Raw genomic sequence first — 21,992 nt, forward strand, 5'->3', positions numbered from 1 at the left:
TAATTAAAAACGGAATATAACTGCTTTTATCCTGAATAGTGGATCACTCTTCTCTTAAAAAGAAGTGTCACATCATTAATCGTATACAATAACCATTTGAATTAATTTATAAAAAATATAAAAAATGATAACAATGCAGCTAAAGATTGACCAAATATGAAATAAAGCTGAAAAATAATTTTGGAGGTACCTCCGATGTTGAGCAACTCGTGGCCCCATTCACCTGCACCTCAGATTGAAAATCAGCTCTGTTCTTCCGAGCGCTTATTGTTTACATCCGCAGATCCCGAGGAGATCAAGTCCATGGTTGGTCGGGTGATGAAGCCCCATCAGTTTCATTTACTCAACCCACATCAACGCCTTGATGCCCGTATGCATTATATTCCCATGGGGGATATTTCGCTGAGCCGTCTACGATATGGCGCTGATGTTACTATTGCTCCAGGGCAACTGCAGGACTTTTTCCTAGTACAAATGCCGTTGTCTGGCAGTGCGACCATTGAAAGTGGCGGAAAATGTATAGAGTCCACACCACAAATGGCATCGTTACTTAGCCCAGAAGAATCAACAACCATGCGTTGGAATAGCGATAACGATCAGTTTATGTTGCGTATTTCTCGCTCCTTACTAGAACGGTCTTTAGTTGGCCAGCTAGGACACACTTTAGATAAACCATTAGTTTTTCAGTTAGGTTTTGCATGGCAATCCTGTATTGCATGGCGCACCTTAATGAATTACTTAATTGAATGTGCTACACGTACACCGGATCTACTACAACATAAGTTGATCACCACACAAGTTGAGCAATTGGTTTCTGTCACTCTTCTCTCCACCCAAGGCCATAACTATACTGAAGATTCTGGAATGCGCAGAGCCACAATCCGTCCTCGCCATGTCAGGCGTGTGCAGGAATACTTAGAAGCTCATGCCCATGAACCTATTACAGTTGAGCAACTAGCCCACATTGCGGGAGTCAGTTTACGTAGCTTATATGCCGGCTTTAAAGAGTTTTTAGATATTAGCCCAATGCAATATCTACGCGATTTACGAATGGAACGGGTAAGAGCCGAACTGCTTTCTGGGGAAGCGACCAGTGTCACGGGAGTCGCATTACGTTGGGGATTTGCTCATATGGGACGTTTTAGTGCGGAATATAAACAACGATATGGTGAAACGCCGAGCCAAAGTCTGAAAAAAGCCTAAATGATGTCTTACACAAAGCCCTACATCGCTATTCTAACACGGTGTAGGGCTTTAATTTATTATACTCGTTAGAATGGAATGGCCGCTTTTAAATAAATTTGCGATCCTTCTGGGCGGTTTCTCACTTCAAAATCTTTTTCCCATTTAGCCGTAAATAACCAGCCTTGAGGGTTGGCATAACGAATGGATGGCCCTATCGAATAGGCTCGGGCTTTTCCTTGTGCTGAATTTGGCCCACTATCATTTGTTGTTTGCATAAAAGCATACCCGCCAATCCCTGCAACCCAACCATTTCCAAAGCCCCAGCCTAAGCCATAATCAGCATGAAATGCTTGGCCTGAACGTGTTTTTGTATCGTTATTACGGAAGTTAAAATCATACATCATTTTTAAATCGGCATTCACACCAACTGGGGGAATATAACTTATTGCCCAGACAGGCTGTAATGCCCAGTAATTTTTCCCCAGACTTGATGGGTCAGTTTTACTGTATTTCCCTGTTGGGGCGTAGGCATCTAACCCCACCACATAGTGTAAATCTGCCGATGGATGAAAACCTAAGGCTGGTCCAAATGTCACATCGCCAAGGCCACGGCTGTTGTCTTTCTGACCTGCTGCCTTTGCGGTAACATCCAATAATGGCACAATCGTATGGAAAGCTAAGTCACCACCAAACACTTTTTGGTCTGTCACCCAAATTAGCCTTGGCGCTAATACATTCACATTTACACTAAAACCCGGCACAGGGATTTTATCCCCTTTGTTATCGCGAATACTGTCATAATGCGCATTTCCACCATATATCAGTACATGGACACCTTGTGGTGGTAGCGCCCCTGACATAAAGTTTTCGAGACCATCGGGATAAACACCTAATCCACCACCTTCGGTAGCGACCGCACCAAATGAAAGAATACTGAGACACGAACCTGCAACAAGCCTACTGATTATTTTTGTTTTCATCATATTTCCTGCCATAGTGGGTTGTCTTACTGTGTGTGCTTTGCCTGCGATAGTACAAATCCATTGCTGATTTATTTATGTCCTACGTTTGACTGCCAATTTTTGTGCAACAAGGTAACCAGAGCCACCACCAAGCCCGGGGCCGGGATGTGTTGATGCGCCAATATGAAAGAGATTTTTTACTGCTGTTTGATGTGCTTTTGTTTGCCCCGTCGCCGCAAAAGGGCGTAACCAAAAGAATTGGTCTGGTGAGCAAGTCCCTGAGTAAGGATCACCGCCGACGAGATTGCAGTTATAGCGTTCAAGATCAGCTGGAGAAATCGCTTTACGGCCGACAATCAGTGAAGAGAACCCCGGCATAACTTGTTCTAAACGCTGCTGTATCCGATCAGCTACTGCTTCACGCACTTGCTCATTCCACTTTCCATCTTCTGGAATTGAAATTTCACCAGCACTATCACCTTTTAAGGTGCGAGGAAGCTCCTGCATTTGAACCCATAAAATCCACCCTCCATCGGGGGCTCTGCTTGGGTCAAGCGCTGTCGGCTGACCAATACCAAACGTCGGTTTATCAGGTAAGTAACCGTTATTCGCTTGGGCCACAGACAAACAAACCTGTTCCATACTTTCCGTAAAATGAACCAAAGGAACATGAAGAAGCTCAGGGTTACACCAAGGAGGAGGAGCACTCAGTGCAAAATGGATTTGCATCCCCGCACGCCCATAACGATAACCGTTTGACCTTTGCTTTATTTGTGGGGAAACATTATCAAGCAATACGCCATATAGCTGAGTCGGGGTAACATTGCATATCACGCTCTCTGAAGCGCTAATGTCCTGCCCATTAGCCCTAACCCCTGTTGCTCGGCTATTCTTCCCGAGGCCTTGAGTAATAATTTTTTCAACGTGCATCCCTGTTTTGAGCTGCCCACCATGGGCTTCGATAACCTTCGAAAACGCCTCAACAATGCGCTCGCTCCCACCTTTTACAACAGGCATACCACCAGCAACTACCGCTGCAAATGTGAGTTTCCCAATTAGCGCAGAACTCGCTTCATCAGGCCCTAACCCTGTATGTAATACCCAAGGCGCCATTAAAGCTCGGCTAAAATCATGTTGTAGCTCACGCTCAGACCAACGGCGAAAGCTTTCTATTCCAGACTTAGCAAAATCCAATAACCCATCTACACCTCGTTTGCGCCATTGCGAAAATAATAATTTCAACATGCCCGCACTGTATGGGTTTTGCCCTAATAAACCAAATGTCAGTGCTGCGTCTTGGTTAAATAGCGTCTCTGCCATTTTACGAAATGCCGTACCGTCTCCCGGTGCTAAACTATCAAGTTGCTTTGCTGCTTCAGCAATATCGCGCTTTAATGCAACAGACTGACCATCTGGCTGAACTAACCCTGTCGAATAATCACATTGGCAAAACTCTAAACCATATTTTTTTAAATAAGGTTCGAGTTCCTGATAACCGGGACTGCCTACGAATAACGAATACCAGCAAGACAGTAAGTCGTGGGTATACCCCTCAAATAAATTTTCAGTACGAATGCAGCCCCCTAAGCGGTCATTACGCTCTAGAACCAGTACTGATTTACCGCGTACCGCCAATAAAGCGGCACACATTAATGAGTTCATCCCGCTGCCAACAACAATGACTTGAGGGTGAGAGTGTGTTGTCATAAATCACCCCACCAGCGCTAGTACACGTAATGGGCTACCTGAGCCCCCTTCAATTTTTAAAGGAGCGGCAACAATGACGACGCCAGTTGCAGGTAATTTATCGAGGTTTTTTAAACATTGTAGGCCATATTTATTGCTGCCATGCATCAATGTGTGACAGGGATATGCAATTGGCCAACGATAAGATTGCCCTGCATCAGTATTAATAGTCTCAACACCAAACCCTTTCACATCACGCTCATGAATAAGCCACTCAACCGCTTCTTGCGATGGTCCGGGTGTGTGTGCACCATCTTCGTGCATATTTACATATTCCACAGGGTTATCGGCCTTTTTTGACCAATCCGTCCGAAATAATACCCATGCCCCTTTTGGGATTTTGCCGTGTTTGTGTTCCCATTGTTGTAGAAACTCTACCGTCAGTACCCAATCTGCATTGTTAGCCACTTCTTGGCTGGCATCGACCACAACCGCTGGTGCCACAAAATTTTCGACAGGGATCGTATCTACGGTATTATTGGCTTGGTCTTTGCCGCTTATCCAATGAATAGGTGCATCAAAATGGGTTCCTGTATGTTCCCCACAACTAAAATTATTCCAATACCACCCAGGGCCGTTATCATCGTAGCGGGAAATTTGTTCCATACTAAATGACCATACTTGCCCAAATTGTTCGGGTAACTGCAAGGCAGGAAACGATGGGGATAATGTCTGCGTCAAGTCAACAACGCGAATATTGCCCTGTTGCAATTCTTTTACGAATGTCATCAATGCTGGCTGGTTCATAATCTCTCCTACACCTAAAGGGCTTCATGTAAAGCGGTAAACGTGCCACCATGGAAAACCAGCGGCTTACCTGTCTCACTGCTAATCCGCCGAACATGTCCCACCATTAATAGGTGATCACCGATATGGTCTTGTTTATGATTTTCGCAAACTAAGGTGGCTATCGCGCCATGTAGCGCGGGGACACCTTCTGGCGTTACATGGGTCGCCACATCTGCAAATTTATTTTCGATGCGTGGGTTAGCAAAACGCATGGCCAGTTCTTGGTGCTCTTTACCTAAAATATTGATAGTGAAATGACGGCAATCACGAAACACAGATAAATTTGGTGAATGGTTAACTAGGCTCCATAACACCAATGGTGGGTCGAGTGATAACGATGCAAATGAGTTAATTGTTAACCCAACGTCACGGCCATCCTCTGCACGTGTGATCACAACCGCGACCCCTGTTGGATAACAACCGAGTAAATTGCGCAAGGCTTTAGGTTCAAATTCGGTATGGCCCCATTCCCTATCACACATGAATGTATCCTCTGCAATCATAGACATATTGGACTCCCCTTTTAGGCTCGAGCTTCTTCCATCATTTGTGATTGGATGTAAGCCTCGCAAGCTGCCCCATCTTTCCACCAAGGAAATAAGACTGGTGGGTAGTTGAATGCATTAGCGATAGTATGTGAGAGAGATGGCAACTGTTGAGCGGCATCCAAGAGATGTAAAATATGCGGTTCAGGAGGAGCCAATAAAGAGTTTGTCCACTCAACAACATAGCGACCATATTTCCAGAATTGTTCGAAAGTGTCGTTCATCCACTGGGCGGTATAAGGTTTATCTCCATGCGCTAAGATAGCGTCATAGTAAACTTTGCTGGCTTTCGTCGCATTGTTTGAACCTTGCCCTGTCAACGGGTCATTGGTGACTAGCGCATCACCTAAGCCGAACACAATTTTACCTGATGGCAGCGTTAACACGGGCTTACGCACTGTCGGCGCAAATCGTCCCGCTAGAATACCGTTATCATCTGTTAGCTCAATGTTATGGCAGCGCTCCCCTTCCCATGGTAAATAGGTGTTAAGGATCTTTTTACTGTAAGCCAAATGTTCTTGGGGAGTACGCGCCTCGTTCCATTGGTCCATTGGCCCACCGGGGACCCCTTCAAAGACCATAATGTGGCAATCACCGCTGTTCGTCAGAGAAGGGAATACGAAATATTCACCAACTCCAGGGATCAAGTTAAATGAAACTTGTGAATATTCAGGGGTTGGTAACATGCCGTGGACATAGGTCAATGCCAAAGCTCGCTGAGGTTTATCATACGGCGAACGGGTTTCATCACGCTCAAGGAGCTTGACTATTTCACCTTTGCCCCCTGCTAATATTACTAAATCATGGGTTTCCGCTAGGCGTTCGAGCTCTGCAATACCCACATCTTCAATACGTAAATTACCGCCACGAGCCGCAAATAGCTCCATCCAATATGGCATTTTGATACGCTGATCAACGGCTTGCGCATAATTATCTAAGCGAGACCGCCATGTGATGGCTTTTTCACCCGCTTTTTCTGGATGTGGAACCGTAAAACCAATACCTTCAACGGGTGGGCAATCTTCTTCCCAAAAATTTAGCCCTAAATCACGCTCAAATTGTAGTGAAATATCGAACATGCACTGGCTCGACATCACACGGCCTTTTTTCACATCATCTGGCGTACGGTTTGTTGCAACTGTGACTTCATAGCCTTTATCGAGCAAGCCTAAAGCTAATGGCATACCCGCTTGACCACCACCTACGATAGCAATACGACGCATAGTATTTTCCTCTGCAAAGTCTTTAATATGGTGTCTTATTCAGCAAGACGGGGAATTGCGGGTTTAGCCTGTTCGGGTCCCATAGCCGAGTAACCGCCATCAACGGCGTAATCTGCGCCAGTGACAAAGCTCGCTAGGTCAGAAAGAAGGAACGCGACAACTTGAGCAACTTCTTCAGGGTCGCCAACGCGTTTTAATAAGTGATAATCCGCAGCTACGCGGTCTGTTTTTTGCCGGTTGCCCCCCGTTATTTCATCCATGACACGAGACCAAGTCCAACCCGGTGACACAGAGTTCACACGGACTCCGTCCTGCGCATAATCCATCGCTTGGCTACGAGTGACCTCTAACATAGTGGCTTTAGATGCGGGATATAACCAACGACCAGTTTGCGCAATGCTAGAAGAGATACTGGTGAAATTAACTATCGCCCCTTTACCCGACTTCGCTAAATGAGGTTTGGCAAACTGAGCCGCCATGACGGCACTGACAACATTAATATTTAAGGCAGTTAGCCAATCTTGCCTTGTGGATGACTGGCCTTCATCAAGATAAGTGGCGGCCAGATTAACTAAAAAATCGAGTTGACCATATTTTTGCGCAACACGGTCAATTCCCTGCTTAAGCTGCTGATCATCGGTAATATCTACTGGAAGAAAATCAATATTCGGCTCATTTTGAACAACTTTTTCACCATTCACTGCATCAATATCAAAAATAGTGACCGTCACGCCGTAATCGCTCAATATTTTCGCCACGGTTGCACCAATTTTGGTCGCACCTCCGGTAACGATGGCAATTTTACTATTTAAACCTCTCATCTTCGGCATCCTCTTTTTTACTCTCATTTAATTACAATGATTTCACAAAAAATTAACATGACGAATAATTACGCAAAAATAGCCAAAAGCTGTAGCCGATGGACGCAAAAATTATCCATTCAGTGCGGCAATTTAAATAATAATGTGTTGATATACCTAAACAAATAGCCACTTTTTGCAGTGGCTATCCAAATGGTGAGAAATGTGATGGGATGCAGGTAAGGGGAAATGACTTATGGGCGTTCCAAAATTCGTGCGCCGGGGCCTCTTTTTCCCAATACATCATCAGGGTTGCGAAGCGGGCAATCACTCAGTGATAAACAACCACAGCCAATACAATTATCTAATTCATTGCGCAAACGAGTTAACTGCCTGATCCGCTTATCTAAAGAAGAGCGCCACTGGGTGGACATTTCTTTCCATTGTTCCGATGTGAGTGAACTATTCGCAGGAAAACGCCCCAAAGCTTCTTGAATTTCATGTAGTGGTATCCCCGTACTTTGCGCAACTTTAATGATGGCAATATAACGCAGAACCACAGAGTGAAAACGTCGTTGATTTCCTTGCGTGCGTGTACTTTGGATCAACCCTTTTGACTCGTAAAAATGAACTGTCGACACCGCCACACCAGCACGTTTAGCTACCTCACCAACGGTTAATGCCCTTGTAAAATCTATTTTTTTTCCACTTTCTTTGCGTGGTTTTATCGCTTTCGTGTCTTTCTCTGTCATTTTTGCGTCCCTTAGCTTGACCTCAACTTAACTTAAGGTTTTATAGTGCCACCCTGCAAGTTTGTCAATTGACATTATTTTTTTAAAGGGGATAGGTTTATGCCATCGGTGATCACCAAATTGTTAGAAAGCAACAGCTTATGGATTATTGCTCGTTTGCTGATCTTGGTTTTATTTATTTCATCTGGTTTAGCCAAAGTTTTTGATTATGAGAATAGCCTTGCCGAAATGCGTGCTGCCGGTCTGCACCCGGATTGGTTTTTCAATATCGCATCTGCTTTTGTCATGTTAGCCGCTTCCGTTCTGGTGCTTTTCAACCGCCTTTTATGGCTTGGAACTGGTGCTCTAGCCGTATTTTTGTTTCTCACTATTGTGATTGTTCATACCTTTTGGAGCTATACAGGGGAAGAAGCCAAAATCGCTATGTTTTGGGCGATTGAGCATATTTCAGTCATCGGTGGCTTAATCGCTGTCGCTATTGCAGGGCATTTTCGAGGTCTTTATTTCGCGTTAAAAACGCAGAAATAGAAGGAAAATCTAATGAATAAAAAAACAATAATCATACTGTGTTCAATTTTAATTGCTGCAGGGGGCGGTAGTGCTATCTATTCTACCTATGCACAAAATGAAGATAATAAACAAGCTGCTTACCAGTACCCTCCCGTTAAAGTCGCGTTAGCCCCAGTCAGTTTAAACACGGCTCCACGAACTTTCTACGGAGTAGGTGAACTTGAAGCAGGAAGCCAAGTGCTAGTGGCAGCTGAAACCAGTGGCCGCATAACTAAAATTGCTTTTGGATCTGGTCAGCAAGTCAAAAAAGGCCAGCTATTAGTGCAACTCAATGATGCGGTTGAGCAAGCCGATTTATCGCGTTATCAAGCACAGTTGCGTAATGCTGCTCGTTTATACGAAAGAACCCGTTCCCTCGCAACACAGCATTTAGTCGCAGAAGCTCAAGTTGATAGTACACGGGCGGAACGCGATATCGCTCAAGGTTTGATCCGTCAAACCCAAGCTCTGATTGCGCAAAAAACCATCGTCGCACCTTTCGATGGCACAATAGGTATTCGCCAAGTACACGAAGGGCAATATTTGAGCCCCGGAGAAACTGTCGCTAGCCTTGTCAATACGAAAACATTAAAGCTCAATTTTTCATTAGATGAGCAGGCATCCCCCGAACTCCATCTGGGGCAGATTGTCGATATTACTGTCGATGCCTACCCAAATAAAACATTCCCAGCTCGGATCACTGCCATTGACCCATTAATCGGCAAATCTCGCACTATTGCCTTACAAGCAACATTAGACAATAGCGATGGGACACTGAAAGCTGGCATGTACGCCAATGTCAATGTGGTGCGCCAAGTCAGCAATCAAGTCCTCACCATCCCAGAAACTGCGGTTACTTATACTGCCTATGGCGATACCGTATTCATTACGCAAGGCGAAGGTAGCGCCATGACAGTTAAACGCGTTTCGGTGAAAACGGGGCAACGTTGGGATGGAAAAATAGAAATAGAGCAAGGGTTAACTGCCGACGATAAAGTCGTGACTTCAGGGCAATTACGCTTAAACGATGGTTCTGCGGTGACACCTGTCGCACAAGACACCTTGTCTGAACCAATGACTCCGACCGTTCAAGGTTCTTAAGGAAGGCGCAATGAAATTTACTGATATTTTTGTTCGCCGGCCTGTCTTAGCTCTGGTCGTCAGCGCACTTATCGTGTTAATTGGCTTATTTGCACTAAGCAAGCTACCTATTCGCCAATATCCACAACTTGAAAGTGCAACTATTACCATTACGACACAATACCCCGGGGCATCAGCAAAGCTGATGCAAGGTTTTGTGACGCAACCTATTGCCCAAGCGGTTTCCTCAGTCGAGGGGGTCGATTATCTATCCTCATCCTCAGTACAAGGTAGCAGCCTTGTCACTGTACGAATGGAACTTAATCGAGACTCTACCCAAGCTCTTGCTCAAGTAATGGCTAAAGTAAACCAAGTTCGTTATAAGTTACCGAAAGAAGCTTATGACCCTGTTATTGAGCTTTCTTCTGGGGAATCCACCGCAGTTGCCTATATTGGCTTTTCCAGTACTAATTTATCGATACCGGCGCTAACGGATTATATCTCCCGCGTTATTGAGCCGATGTATTCCTCTATTGACGGCGTCGCCAAAGTCCAAGTTTTTGGTGGGCAACAACTTGCTATGCGTTTATGGCTTGATGCCGATAAGCTTGCAGGGCGAGGGCTAACAGCCGCCGACGTCGCACAAGCTGTGCGCCAAAATAACTACCAAGCAGCTCCCGGAAAAATTAAAGGTGAATTCGTTATTTCTAACGTTTATGTTAATAGCGACCTCACCAATGTTGATGAATTCCGTGATCTGGTGATCCGAAATGACGGTAATGGATTAGTCCGCCTGAAAGATGTAGGAACCATTGAACTGGGCGCTTCATCCACTGAAACAAGTGGTTTGATGAATGGGGAGCCGGCTATTTACCTTGGTTTGTTTGCGACACCAACGGGAAACCCGTTAGTAATTGTTGATGGCATGAATCAATTAATGCCTGATATCACTAAAACCTTACCTCCGGGTGTTAAGGTGGAAATGGCATTTGAAACCTCACGCTTTATTAAAGCCTCTATTGACCAAGTGATCAGCACCTTAATTGAAGCCTTGCTCATTGTCATTGTGGTTATTTACCTGTGTTTAGGCTCAATTCGCAGTGTCATCATTCCAATCTTAGCCATTCCGTTATCAATGTTAGGTGCAGCCGCACTGATGATGGCTTTCGGCTTTAGTGTTAACTTGCTCACCTTGCTAGCAATGGTACTCGCCATTGGGCTCGTTGTGGATGACGCTATCGTTGTTGTCGAAAACGTTCATCGCCACATTGAGGAAGGGAAATCCCCTGTTTTAGCTGCATTAATTGGGGCTCGTGAAGTTGCAGGCCCTGTGATCGCGATGACCATTACCTTAGCCGCGGTATACGCCCCAATCGGCTTGATGTCAGGTTTAACTGGCGCGTTATTTAAAGAGTTTGCTCTAACGCTAGCAGGCGCAGTGATTGTCTCAGGTATTGTGGCGTTAACCCTTTCCCCTGTGATGAGCTCTTTCATGCTCAATTCAAAACAAAACGAAGGGCGCATGGCGCGAATGGCTGAAACGTTCTTCAGTACGTTAGCTCATTACTATACTATTGTATTGAATTTTTCTTTGAAAAACCGTTGGTTAACAGGTGTTATTGCAGTTGCGGTCTTTATCAGTTTGCCCCTACTTTACCAATCTGCCCCGCGTGAATTAGCCCCTGTTGAAGACCAATCTAGCGTATTAACCGCTATTAAATCGCCACAACACGCTAACCTAGAGTATGTTGAACGTTTCTCACGTAAATTACATGATGTTTTCATGGAGTTACCGGAAACAGAAAGCACATGGATTATTAACGGCACTGATGGCCCTTCCGCTAGTTTTGGGGGAACAAACCTCTCCTCATGGGAACAACGCGAGCGCCCTGCGTCGGCTATCCAAGCTGACTTACAAGGACGTGTTGGAGATGTTGAAGGAAATAGTATCTTTGTCTTCCAGTTACCTGCATTGCCGGGCTCAACAGGGGGACTACCGGTGCAAATGGTACTACGAAGCTCACAAGATTATTCCGTGCTTTACAAAACCATGGAAGAGATCAAACAGCAAGCGCGTGAAAGTGGGTTATTTATGGTGGTGGATAGCGACCTTGACTATAACAACCCAGTGGTTGAAGTCCGCATTAATCGTTCAAAAGCAAATAGTTTGGGGATCAGGATGCAAGATATTGGTGAATCCCTGACTTTATTAGTGGGTGAAAACTATATCAACCGCTTTGGAATGGATGGGCGCTCCTATGATGTGATCCCACAGAGTATTCGCAGCCAACGACTAACCCCTGACGCACTGTCACGACACTATGTAAAATCGGAAGCGGGAACGATGATCCCACTGTCAACTGTCGTAGATATCAATACGCAAGTTGAACCCAATAAGCTCACGCAATTTAATCAACAAAATGCGGCTATTTTCCAAGCAATTCCGGCTCCGGGAGTCACACTCGGCCAAGCAGTTGCTTATTTAGATGGCATTGCAAGTGAACTACCTGCCGGCTTCAGCCATGACTGGCAATCCGATTCGCGCCAATATAAACAAGAAGGTAACACCCTCGCCTTTGCCTTTATGGCGGCGCTCATCATCATTTATTTAGTTTTAGCTGCCCAATATGAAAGTTTAGTCGACCCACTGATTATCTTGATCACTGTTCCTTTATCTATTTGTGGAGCCTTGATCCCACTCGCGCTGGGTTATGCAACGTTGAATATTTATACCCAAATTGGCTTAGTGACATTAATCGGTTTAATCAGTAAACACGGCATATTAATGGTGGAATTTGCGAATGAGTTACAGGCCAATGAAGGTTTGGACAAACGCCATGCTATCCTCAAAGCAGCACAAATTCGCTTACGCCCAATCCTAATGACAACAGCAGCGATGGTCATTGGTTTAGTACCTTTGTTATTCGCGACAGGGGCAGGCGCCAATAGCCGCTTTGGATTAGGTTTGGTGATCGTAACAGGGATGCTAGTTGGCACGTTATTTACTTTATTTGTTCTGCCCACCATATATTCATTACTTGCCCGTAATCATAGTGCGACTGCACTGACACCAAGGCGTTATGAGCTTGCTGAAGCTAACCGCCTGATAAAAGAAACAGAGGAGGCTTCTCAATGAGCAATACGTTATCTGGTCGTTACCAAAGAAATAGTCGAACTGCGGATACAGTGGAAGTCGATGCAAATACAATGAGTAATAGTATGACAATGTTATTAATTTACCATGGGCTACCCCCTGTAATAGGGAAAAACCACCCGACGACAGGCAACAACCCTCACGGCAATAAGCCAACTCGCTAATCAGGCGATTAAATATAAATGGTATTACATTCCATGTAATACCATTTTTCTATTAACCCTCGTAGAAAGCGAAAACTAAGTTCCCCTCACGAATTATAATTGGGTTACCAGGAAGAGCATCAATGATCTCTTTTTGTGAACCATCTACCACCACCGCGACATTCTTATAGTGATTATTTTTTAATAAACCAGGTAACTGACCTAAGCTATAAAACCGATTAATAGCATCAGGGTATTTTAACCCATAGCTTAATTCACCAGTTTGGTGAAGCATCGTAATATCACTACGCTTTAGTACCCATGCTAAAGCTGTCCCTAACCCAACATTATTTGTCAGTAATATCGATTTGTTTTCTAACTGTTTATGGTATTTTTCAATTACATTTTGAGGCGTGTTATTACTTTCAACGCGATAAGGGATCACATGGCCGACACTCAAACTGATTGCCACAGTGCAAGCCGCAGCGAAGTACCAAAACCGTTGCTTAAAAGAAACCAATGCCACTAATAACCAGCAGATAAAAGCGGCGGCGGCCAACCATAATTTGTTACTTTCATCTGCCTGATAAATGTTAATTTTAGGTATATAAGGAGAAGCAATAATTAATGCCGCGGCAGCCCCACCGACCAATAGGTTAATAACGGCATTTAAGCGGATAGCGGTTGTTTTTTTCTCAGCCCGTACTTTTTCAATGTAAGCCGCCATTAAAATGGCAACCGGTGCAATGCAAGGTAAAATATAGGTTAGTAGCTTGCCTTTTGTGATGCTAAAAAATACAAATGGGGCGATAAACCACAATAAAAAGTAAAGGTAAATCCCTTTTTGCCGCCAAGCATAATGTATAGCCCCAAAAAGATAACCCAACCATGGTAAAACAGCAGCAAGTAATATAGGAATATAAAACCAAAATGGTGATTTGTTCTGTGCGTTGTCCGCCATAAAGCGTTGAATATGCTCAACCCAGAAGAAGTAATTCCAGTAGTCAGGCTCACGGCTAGCAATCACAAATGCCCAAGGTAAACAGATAACAAATGCCGTAAAGATTGACACAAAAGAAAAAACAAAGACTTCTTTGAATTGCTTAAAGTACACCGCGGCAAGAGAACAAACTAAAACAGGTAATACAAGCACTAAAAAGCCTTTCGTCAGAACCCCTAGTCCACAAGCCACCCCCATCATAATAAAAGCGCATAATCGATGAGAAAAACGTTGTGTGGTTAGACCCCATTGGAAAAAGAAAATCACCATCGTAATAAAAGCGGTGACTATTGGGTCTAGAATATTGTAGGTGCCTATCGTAAACACCATAAGCATCGAAAGGTAAATAAAGGCAGCGTTAAATGCGATACGTGCATTTTTCCATGACATTTTAGCGCTGAGATAAACAAATAACCCACTGACCAAAGTGCTAAAGACAGCGCCAAGGCGCACGGACACATTATTTTCACCAAATAACATTTGAAACAGTGCCCCAACCCAATAGCCAAAAATCGGTTTTTCGAAGTAACGAATATCAAGAAGTTCAGGCACACTCCAGTTATAGCTAATAATCAGTTCCCGGCTAATTTCGGCATAACGTAACTCGTCAGGCTGCCATAGCAACCTACCGTTTAACGGTAAAAAATAGGTCACTAAGATAAACCCAAATAGTAAGCACCACTTAAGGTAGGCAACTTTATTGTTTGCCATAATCATTTTTTCTCAACCATTCTTGTTATTGATATTTAATATCTTTTAGCTTATTCGCTTTAAATAAACACTTTTTACTGACTATTTAGTTATTATCGTTATGGCAATTAAACCCCGTTTAAACAAATCAAAAGTTAATTTGTATCAGGCTGATTCTTGGTAAACAATCCATAAATAGAAATTATATTTCATCAATAATAAATAGATAAGAATTGAACATTAAGGTTAAAACCTTACAGGGCCGTTCAGTTTTTCAAAATACTATATAAAACTAATTATTAATATAAAAATAAGAACTAATACAACAAACAAAACGAGTATCATCTTTTTTGGATAATAAAAAAGAAAAAACTGGTTATGATTTTACTTTACCATAACCAGTTTTTATCAAGTTTTACACCAATTATCTTGCCGCAACTAATGCCTGTTCAAGGTCAGCTAAAATATCATCAATATGTTCTATACCGATAGATAAACGGATCATATCCCGCGATACGCCTGCCTGTGCGAGTTCAGCATCATTTAATTGGCGATGCGTTGTGGACGCCGGATGGCACGCTAATGATTTAGCATCACCAATGTTCACTAATCGTACAATCAGTTGCAGTGCATCAATAAAACGTGCTCCTGCTTCTTGACCACCTTTAATACCGAAAGACATTATACTTGCCGGCTTTCCGTTCATATATTTCTGCGCTAAACCGTGCTCTGGATTGCTTGGTAAACCTGCATATTTCACCCATTCAACTTGTGGGTGCTTTTCAAGGAAATTAGCCACTTTTAATGCATTTTCTGTATGCCTATCCATTCTTAATGCTAGTGTTTCTAAACCTTGTAAGATTAAAAATGAATTAAATGGCGACAACGCCGCTCCAGTTCCACGTAAAGGCGCAACACGGCAGCGAGCAATAAAGGCGGCAGCACCAAAGTGCTCTGTATAGCTTACACCATGATAAGCCACATCAGGTTCTATCAATAAAGAAAAGCGATTTGGATGCTCTGCCCAAGGGAATTTCCCTGAATCGATAACCATCCCGCCAAGTGATGTCCCATGACCACCAATATATTTAGTCAATGAATGAACCACAATATCCGCACCATGTTCAAAGGGACGGCATAAGTATGGGGTTGCCACTGTGTTATCGACAATCAGTGGAACACCATGGCGGTGAGCAACTTCGGCTAATGCGGCAATATCAACAATAAACCCTGCCGGATTGGAAATTGACTCACAAAAAACTGCGCGGGTTTTATCATCAATCAGCGCTTCAAGTGCGGCTAAATCATCATGCTCCGCAAAACGAGTTTCAATCCCTAAACGTGGTAACGCGTGGGCCAATAAGTTATATGTGCCACCGTACAATTTTGCGACGGAAACAATGTTATCACCTGCCTGCGCAATAGTTTGGATGGCATAAGTAATAGCTGCCATACCGGAAGCAACAGCCAGCCCAGCTACACCGCCTTCTAATGCTGCGACACGCTGTTCTAAAACATCATTTGTTGGGTTCATGATGCGTGTATAAATATTCCCCCCGACTTTTAAGTCGAAAAGGTCAGCGCCGTGCTGAGTGTCATCAAATGCATACGATGTAGTTTGGTAAATTGGAACCGCAACAGACTTGGTTGTTGGGTCTGGAGAGTAGCCCGCGTGAATCGATAATGTTTCTAATTTCATTTGTTATCCTTGTTATGACGCACTGGAAAACACGGCCAGAAGAGATAATTATAAGTGGGTTCTATGCTGTGATATCAATAGATATTACCTAAGACTATATACTAGGCAACTATTTGAACTTGAAATTATTTCATATAGATTAGTCTACACTCCATGCCTTAGAACGCTTTGCACCGCTCAATGCCGATAATTAATCACATAAGGTATTATTCTTATAATCTATTTCTTATTCATATAAAAAAAAGCCACAACCCATTGAGATTGTGGCTTTTTAAAACGAATCGAATTACCCGCGATTATTGAAATGCACCATAAATAACAGAAGTAATGGACGCTAATCCGCAGACAAAAGTGAATATTTGTGCTGGCTTTGACGTACTAAATTTTTTCATTGCAGGAACAATATTCATCGATACCACCGGTAGAATGAACAGGATAGCCGCGATCATTGGCGCCCCCATCGTTTCAATCATACCTAAAATGCTTGGGTTACGAATAGTGACGATCCATGTTGTTATCACAATAAATAACATAGATGCTGTCTCAATTTTCCTAACTGAGAAAGAAGAGCGGGATTTAATTAACCCAACTAAACCTTCGTGGGCACCTAAGAAGTGACCAAAATAGCTAGAAACAATCGCCGCAAAAGCAACAATCGGCCCTAAGTAAGACAAAATTGGTGATGGATTGATATTAGCAATATGCGATAACACGCTAATGTTCTCTTGCTTGGCAATTTCCAGTTCTGCTGGGCTTAAAGATAACACCACAGAAAAAACAAAGAACATCACAAAGCCTGTTAACATTAAGGCTGCACCACCTGTGATCATATCAGTTTTGACGATTGCCTTGTCACCAAATTGTTGACGTTGGTCTTTGGTAAATTGGCTGATAATCGGGCTATGGTTAAATGAAAATACGATCAGTGGGATAGCCATCCAAACTATAACTGGCATTGCACTCCAATCAGGCGACACTTCTAGCATCGACATATTCCACTCAGGGATTAAATATAAAGACAATGCTAATAAGATGAAAACTAATGGGTAAACCATCAAAGAAGTGAGTTTTAACATGAGGTCACGACCAAACACCACCCCTGCTGTCATTGCCGAAATCAACACACCTGACAGTAACCAACGCGGAGGTTGCGCCATGCCAAGCTGATTGACAATAAAAGAATCAACGGTATTGGTGATACCCACGCCATAAATTAATACAATTGGGTAAATAGCAAAGAAATAAGCAAAGGTAATGATATTTGCCCCAACTTTACCAAAGTGCTCTTCTACAGTATCAGTAATATCCGCATTCGGATTTTTTGCAGACAAAACAAAACGCGCTAACCCTTTATGTGCTAGCCAAATCATTGGGGTAGCAATTAATGCCAACACAACTAATGGCCAAAAACCCCCAGCACCTGCTTTAATAGGTAAGAATAAAACCCCTGCCCCTACGGCTGTTCCAAATAAAGAAAGTACCCATGTAAAATCCTTATACGTCCATTTACTTACTGGCTTATCCGTTGTAACCACTGTTTTTTCTATTGTGCTCATCTTGTATTCTTCATCATTAACGTTATTAAAATCAGATGCGCCGATTTTGCATGAAGTTAGTAAGACCGCCTAATTTAATTTACCTATTTTGTTCAACTTTTTGGCGTAGATCTCGTTAATAACGTCAAATAAAAAAACTCAATGTAATTCCTCTGTAAAAATCCTTTTTAGCTTGTGATTAAAATAATAAATTTTGCATCTAAAGAATTTAATTTTAAATGTGATAAAAAAATGGCTGAACTACTAGCTCAGCCATTTACATAAAAAATAGGTTGGGTTTATAGATAGACAGGAACTAAAATTTCAGTTGCAATGACCACAACAATTAAGCCAACTAGCACTGGAATTGACGTTCTTTTTACCACTTCAAACGGTGAAATTTTAGCCATCCCAGACACCGCAACGACGACACCTGAAACAGGTGATAATGTGCGCCCCAAGTTAGAAGCTTGTAACATTGGGATCACCAAATAAGCTGGGTTGACGCCCATCTGTTTTGCTAGATGTGGAATTAATTCGACAAAGGCATAAAACGGTGCATTACCAGACCCTGTTGTCATTGCAGCTAGCATTGTAATAATTACCAATGCAATCATCATGACAATCGCGCCCGAACCAAATGATTGTGCTAGGTCAATAAGCCCTTTGATAAAACCAATAGTACTTAAACCTTGTGCAAATACACCCGCCGCAACTAATAACATAACCACTGTAGCAAAGGCTTCAGCCATCCCTTTATAACAAACCTCTAAGCCACCATAGACGTGTTTTGCACTGAAACTACGAATGAATTCAATAACAGCAGCTAAAATAATACAACCAACAATGATTGTAACTATGTGCAGTTCAGGCGCCCACTTACCATCAAATACTAATACACCAATAATCGGAGTGAATGGTAAAATGGCATAAAAAGAAGGCGCATGAGTTTTGATTTCATTGACGTCAAGCATTTCCATTTTGACGTTTTCTTTTCTATCTAGATAACGCTGCCAGAAGAAATGTGCGATAGACATAGCAACAATTGCAGCAATAGAAATCGGCAAAGTCACTTTAAATGCAAAATCAACTAATGGCATTTCAGCAGCTTGCGCCGCTAAAATAACGTCACCTGAAGTCGGTGCCAGAATAATTGCCGCTGGTGAAGCACAAATTGCCGCCGCTGCACCACGGCTAATCCCGACATTCACCATCACGGGGAACAAGGTTGCCATCAATAACACCCCAAGACCAGTCGCAGAGGAAACCGCCAGCGACATCAAGCAAGCAACAATATAAGCCGCTACCATTAATAAATATGGCGAGTTGATCATTTTTAGCGGTTTTGATGCAATTTTAACAACCACATCATTGGCACCAATATGGGTCATGTAAGATGCAAACCCACATAGCACCATAATCATCATACCAAGGTCACCACCTCGGCTCATTAATAGGAATTTTATGTATTCCAAAATGTCTGTTGTACGCCACCCCGTCGTAGGAACAGAACTTGGTAAAATACTTTTTCCCATAATAGCGGTAATGATCAGAAGTAAAATCCCCCCTGTCATTAGCACGCCCGTTGCCGAATACCCTTTTATGATATAGCGCCCAACTCCAATGGCGACAATAACGCCGATTAAGAGCTCAATCATTTGTTTCTCCTGCCTGTCTCATTTTGTAATTATAAAAAATCACTCTGCCTAATAGTTAAGCAAAATTCACTGACAATGATCATGCCAGACGATATTTTTTAATATAGATATGAATAAAAACACAAGATAAAGAAATAATAAATCTTTTATAGAAGAGATTTTCTAGCGGATTTTACCAATTACCCTCTTCAGATAGGTAGAACAGACTAGATTAGGTTAAAAAAAGAAATTGAAGTATATGCGGATACCAATGGGTTCGTCATCAAGATAGCTAATCAAATACAGAAAACCTGCATTGATATTAAAATCAGGAAACAATCAACTAAACAGTTCGTAAATCATATCGCCAAAAAAACCTCGATATTGTAAATAACGGATCTGTTTACTCTTTTCTTTAAAATCTTGGGGTAGGTCATCACCAAATTTTTTGCTGCGTACCAATGCCGCTTTCTCAAACCAATCCACATCAACATCAGCAAAATGTTTTTCAACTAAAGCTTCAGAAAAGCCTTTTTGACGCATTTCTTGCTTAATTCGCAACGGACCATAACCTTTGCGAATATAGCCCTGCATTAATAGCGCCACCACCCGATCATCATCAAGAAAGTGTTGCTCACTGAGTCGTTCAAGGGCTTTTTCAATCAACGATTCATCAATAATACCTTCATTTTTCTCATACATCCGTCGTTTCATACGGCTAAATAACTCAGCTTTACCGTAGTCACGGCGAGAAAGCATAAACAGGGCATATTGGTACAGGTCAGATTCATTCATAGTGTCAAACTATCATCATTAAATTGGGCACTTTACGCGCCCAGTCTAACACAAACCTTTGTACTCTAAATAATCCAAGGCATATATAGGCAACAAGCTTCGCCCATGTGACTTGAAGTCTAACGAATTAGTGAACTTGCGCGCCACTCAGTAGCTTGTATATCGTATCCGGCGTGTAACTTCCATCTTGGAAATAAATTGTCCAATCCGTAATATCATCACGGGTTAATGGATAAGTTTCCCCTTCTTGCATATCTTTCACATAAAAAGGATGGTTAATTAATCGGCCTTCAAACTGGTCACCATTCCAAGAAATTGGCTCAAACCACATATGTTCGTGCCCATCATAATCCTCTTCCGCATCATGATAACCAATGCCACATTTCACTAAGAAACGCCATTCAGTATCAGCTTCATCATCGTTTTTGCCTAAAAACTTCGCAAAAAAACCTTTCTTTTGAGTGACAGGTTTTGGACCATAATTATCTAACATGTGGGTGAAATACTCCCAGCGCAGCTTCGCTTTACGGGACATATCCGCCGTTTCTTCGTCTGTGCGCATAAACATCATCGCATTTTGATCTTCAAACCCTTCAAAGAAACTCTCTAATACTGGGTTTTCTTGTGTAACACGGAACAGCATGACTGACGGGTGCTGATGGGACTCATCCCTGTCGTGCCAATCCCCCATAAAACGCTCAGAAGTTGCATCACCAAACTCAAAATTCATTTCTTCTAATGGCTTTAAGTTATCAATAGGCGTTGATTTACCGACATGAAGCAACCCTTCCTCAAATGGCAATGCCACCAGGTATTCGTAACCTGATTGTGTTTGCCCAATAAAAATTGGCTCGTTAAAGACGATTTTACCGTGTGTAATACTGTTGTTCACAAAGCTCCAGAATAATTCTGGGATACCATAATAAGATGCGATTGGGTGTGGAATAATAATTTCAGCTTCAGACAACCCACAACGGGCTAAACCATGGGTATGGAACCAATACATGGTTGGTGCACGCTCTTCTTCCGGTTTATTTTCATTATCTTCTTGGTCATAAATAGCGTGCACAACATATAAAGAATCAATGCTTGGCATTAAATCATCTATTAATTGAAAATTAAGCCACTCACGAGTAAACACTTTCCCTGCTGCCGAAATATCCAGCCCTAAGAGTAAATCAGGCACTAAGATTTGAATGATTTTCAGTTGTTGAAGGTAACTGACTAACGGCTGCTCTTTGAATAAACATTCCACAATCACCGCTTGAGGAGCCGAACTCGCCTCCGCGTATAATTCTGGACTAATAGGGTCTGTCGCAAAATATGGGTTGATCGTATATTCAGGGTCGCTATCTACCAATGAAATATAGAAACGCAATTCCTCTTCACCTTTTTTACAGCTAAAAAAGAAACCGTCTTCATCTGGAATATAGTCTACTTCTCCATCCGTAAAATAGGTTTGTTCTTCTAAACGCTGCTCAAGTAACGAAGATGTCAATTCAGAACCTGGAATAGCGACCATCATAGATGCTTCTTTTTCGCCTTCACCTGCTGCAGTATCAAGGTAATATTGTTTATTGTTCATTTTAAGGCCTATTAATAAGTGACTTTAGCGAGGATATCAGCTTATATTCATTAAGAATATTGTGAATATTCTTAACAAATTCAGATTGTGATTTGATCCTTTATATTGTAACTAAGTAAACCA

18 protein-coding genes are annotated in these 21,992 nt (G+C 42.6%); 5 read left to right on the forward strand and 13 right to left on the reverse strand.

Going from position 1 to position 21,992, the window contains the following annotated elements:
* The first annotated feature begins 195 nt into the window (after positions 1-195).
* Positions 196-1,203 (forward strand): AraC family transcriptional regulator, encoded by a 1,008-nt coding sequence (locus ACHB7C_RS13775; RefSeq protein WP_042848460.1) that lies wholly within the window; start codon positions 196-198, stop codon positions 1,201-1,203.
* 68 nt (positions 1,204-1,271) lie between these two features.
* Here ACHB7C_RS13775 and ACHB7C_RS13780 read toward each other — a convergent pair whose 3' ends face one another.
* The 7 genes from ACHB7C_RS13780 to soxR form a co-directional block, all read right to left on the reverse strand.
* Positions 1,272-2,165 carry a transporter gene (locus ACHB7C_RS13780; RefSeq protein ID WP_226619005.1) on the reverse strand — a complete coding sequence of 298 codons (894 nt, stop codon included), beginning with the start codon at positions 2,163-2,165 and terminating at the stop codon, positions 1,272-1,274.
* A gap of 75 nt (positions 2,166-2,240) precedes the next feature.
* A complete protein-coding gene (locus ACHB7C_RS13785) occupies positions 2,241-3,854 on the reverse strand; it encodes an NAD(P)/FAD-dependent oxidoreductase (protein WP_042848461.1) in 1,614 nt (537 codons plus the stop codon).
* 3 nt (positions 3,855-3,857) lie between these two features.
* Entirely contained in the window at positions 3,858-4,640 is a 783-nt protein-coding gene (locus tag ACHB7C_RS13790; RefSeq protein WP_042848463.1) for a cyclase family protein, read from the reverse strand.
* Between the two features lie 14 nt (positions 4,641-4,654).
* The gene (locus ACHB7C_RS13795) at positions 4,655-5,191 is read right to left on the reverse strand and encodes a flavin reductase family protein (RefSeq protein WP_226619007.1); all 537 of its coding nucleotides are present in this window, start codon (positions 5,189-5,191) and stop codon (positions 4,655-4,657) included.
* Positions 5,192-5,205: 14 nt separating this feature from the next.
* Positions 5,206-6,450, reverse strand: coding sequence for a styrene monooxygenase/indole monooxygenase family protein (locus ACHB7C_RS13800; RefSeq protein WP_048608776.1), 1,245 nt, complete (start codon positions 6,448-6,450; stop codon positions 5,206-5,208).
* A 35-nt stretch (positions 6,451-6,485) separates the two neighbouring features.
* A complete protein-coding gene (locus ACHB7C_RS13805) occupies positions 6,486-7,271 on the reverse strand; it encodes an SDR family oxidoreductase (RefSeq protein ID WP_272686177.1) in 786 nt (261 codons plus the stop codon).
* A gap of 233 nt (positions 7,272-7,504) precedes the next feature.
* A complete protein-coding gene (soxR, locus tag ACHB7C_RS13810) occupies positions 7,505-8,002 on the reverse strand; it encodes a redox-sensitive transcriptional activator SoxR (protein WP_048608778.1) in 498 nt (165 codons plus the stop codon).
* A gap of 99 nt (positions 8,003-8,101) precedes the next feature.
* Between soxR and ACHB7C_RS13815 the strand changes: the two genes are divergently transcribed.
* From ACHB7C_RS13815 to ACHB7C_RS13830, 4 genes are read left to right on the forward strand one after another with little or no spacing between them, the layout of a single operon-like run.
* Positions 8,102-8,530, forward strand: a complete 429-nt coding sequence (locus ACHB7C_RS13815; protein WP_042848469.1) for a DoxX family protein — start codon at positions 8,102-8,104, stop codon at positions 8,528-8,530.
* Positions 8,531-8,542: 12 nt separating this feature from the next.
* Positions 8,543-9,652, forward strand: a complete 1,110-nt coding sequence (locus ACHB7C_RS13820) for an efflux RND transporter periplasmic adaptor subunit (RefSeq protein WP_042848470.1) — start codon at positions 8,543-8,545, stop codon at positions 9,650-9,652.
* A gap of 10 nt (positions 9,653-9,662) precedes the next feature.
* Positions 9,663-12,767, forward strand: coding sequence for a MexW/MexI family multidrug efflux RND transporter permease subunit (locus tag ACHB7C_RS13825; RefSeq protein WP_042848472.1), 3,105 nt, complete (start codon positions 9,663-9,665; stop codon positions 12,765-12,767).
* A complete protein-coding gene (locus ACHB7C_RS13830; protein ID WP_272686178.1) occupies positions 12,764-12,949 on the forward strand; it encodes a hypothetical protein in 186 nt (61 codons plus the stop codon). The genes ACHB7C_RS13825 and ACHB7C_RS13830 overlap by 4 nt, the downstream gene beginning before the upstream one ends.
* Positions 12,950-13,001: 52 nt before the next feature.
* Here ACHB7C_RS13830 and arnT read toward each other — a convergent pair whose 3' ends face one another.
* The 6 genes from arnT to ACHB7C_RS13860 all read right to left on the reverse strand — a co-directional run bounded on the left by arnT (position 13,002) and on the right by ACHB7C_RS13860 (position 21,869).
* The gene (gene arnT, locus ACHB7C_RS13835) at positions 13,002-14,645 is read right to left on the reverse strand and encodes a lipid IV(A) 4-amino-4-deoxy-L-arabinosyltransferase (protein ID WP_071547655.1); all 1,644 of its coding nucleotides are present in this window, start codon (positions 14,643-14,645) and stop codon (positions 13,002-13,004) included.
* Between the two features lie 397 nt (positions 14,646-15,042).
* Positions 15,043-16,317, reverse strand: coding sequence for a bifunctional O-acetylhomoserine aminocarboxypropyltransferase/cysteine synthase (locus ACHB7C_RS13840; protein WP_042848476.1), 1,275 nt, complete (start codon positions 16,315-16,317; stop codon positions 15,043-15,045).
* 296 nt (positions 16,318-16,613) lie between these two features.
* On the reverse strand, positions 16,614-17,873 hold the full coding sequence (locus ACHB7C_RS13845; protein ID WP_042848477.1) for an aromatic amino acid transport family protein: 1,260 nt from the start codon (positions 17,871-17,873) through the stop codon (positions 16,614-16,616).
* A 278-nt stretch (positions 17,874-18,151) separates the two neighbouring features.
* The gene (dcuC, locus tag ACHB7C_RS13850) at positions 18,152-19,510 is read right to left on the reverse strand and encodes an anaerobic C4-dicarboxylate transporter DcuC (RefSeq protein WP_042848478.1); all 1,359 of its coding nucleotides are present in this window, start codon (positions 19,508-19,510) and stop codon (positions 18,152-18,154) included.
* 318 nt (positions 19,511-19,828) lie between these two features.
* Positions 19,829-20,284, reverse strand: a complete 456-nt coding sequence (locus tag ACHB7C_RS13855) for a regulatory protein RecX (protein ID WP_042848480.1) — start codon at positions 20,282-20,284, stop codon at positions 19,829-19,831.
* A 127-nt stretch (positions 20,285-20,411) separates the two neighbouring features.
* Positions 20,412-21,869, reverse strand: a complete 1,458-nt coding sequence (locus ACHB7C_RS13860) for a DUF4026 domain-containing protein (protein WP_042848481.1) — start codon at positions 21,867-21,869, stop codon at positions 20,412-20,414.
* Between the last annotated feature and the right edge of the window lie 123 nt (positions 21,870-21,992).

It is taken from the genome of Providencia sp. 2024EL-00732, assembly GCF_044006275.1.
Lineage (GTDB): Bacteria > Pseudomonadota > Gammaproteobacteria > Enterobacterales > Enterobacteriaceae > Providencia > Providencia huashanensis.

Bases quoted from the DNA above. Each gene is read 5' to 3' on its own strand.
- ACHB7C_RS13815 (WP_042848469.1), top strand. From the start codon at position 8,102: ATGCCATCGGTGATCACCAAATTGTTAGAAAGCAACAGCTTATGGATT.
- ACHB7C_RS13785 (WP_042848461.1), bottom strand. From the start codon at position 3,854: ATGACAACACACTCTCACCCTCAAGTCATTGTTGTTGGCAGCGGGATG.
- ACHB7C_RS13800 (WP_048608776.1), bottom strand. From the start codon at position 6,450: ATGCGTCGTATTGCTATCGTAGGTGGTGGTCAAGCGGGTATGCCATTA.
- ACHB7C_RS13845 (WP_042848477.1), bottom strand. From the start codon at position 17,873: ATGAGCACAATAGAAAAAACAGTGGTTACAACGGATAAGCCAGTAAGT.
- ACHB7C_RS13790 (WP_042848463.1), bottom strand. From the start codon at position 4,640: ATGAACCAGCCAGCATTGATGACATTCGTAAAAGAATTGCAACAGGGC.
- soxR (WP_048608778.1), bottom strand. From the start codon at position 8,002: ATGACAGAGAAAGACACGAAAGCGATAAAACCACGCAAAGAAAGTGGA.
- ACHB7C_RS13775 (WP_042848460.1), top strand. From the start codon at position 196: ATGTTGAGCAACTCGTGGCCCCATTCACCTGCACCTCAGATTGAAAAT.
- ACHB7C_RS13795 (WP_226619007.1), bottom strand. From the start codon at position 5,191: ATGTCTATGATTGCAGAGGATACATTCATGTGTGATAGGGAATGGGGC.
- ACHB7C_RS13830 (WP_272686178.1), top strand. From the start codon at position 12,764: ATGAGCAATACGTTATCTGGTCGTTACCAAAGAAATAGTCGAACTGCG.
- dcuC (WP_042848478.1), bottom strand. From the start codon at position 19,510: ATGATTGAGCTCTTAATCGGCGTTATTGTCGCCATTGGAGTTGGGCGC.
- ACHB7C_RS13855 (WP_042848480.1), bottom strand. From the start codon at position 20,284: ATGAATGAATCTGACCTGTACCAATATGCCCTGTTTATGCTTTCTCGC.
- ACHB7C_RS13825 (WP_042848472.1), top strand. From the start codon at position 9,663: ATGAAATTTACTGATATTTTTGTTCGCCGGCCTGTCTTAGCTCTGGTC.
- ACHB7C_RS13860 (WP_042848481.1), bottom strand. From the start codon at position 21,869: ATGAACAATAAACAATATTACCTTGATACTGCAGCAGGTGAAGGCGAA.
- ACHB7C_RS13780 (WP_226619005.1), bottom strand. From the start codon at position 2,165: ATGAAAACAAAAATAATCAGTAGGCTTGTTGCAGGTTCGTGTCTCAGT.
- arnT (WP_071547655.1), bottom strand. From the start codon at position 14,645: ATGATTATGGCAAACAATAAAGTTGCCTACCTTAAGTGGTGCTTACTA.
- ACHB7C_RS13805 (WP_272686177.1), bottom strand. From the start codon at position 7,271: ATGAGAGGTTTAAATAGTAAAATTGCCATCGTTACCGGAGGTGCGACC.
- ACHB7C_RS13820 (WP_042848470.1), top strand. From the start codon at position 8,543: ATGAATAAAAAAACAATAATCATACTGTGTTCAATTTTAATTGCTGCA.
- ACHB7C_RS13840 (WP_042848476.1), bottom strand. From the start codon at position 16,317: ATGAAATTAGAAACATTATCGATTCACGCGGGCTACTCTCCAGACCCA.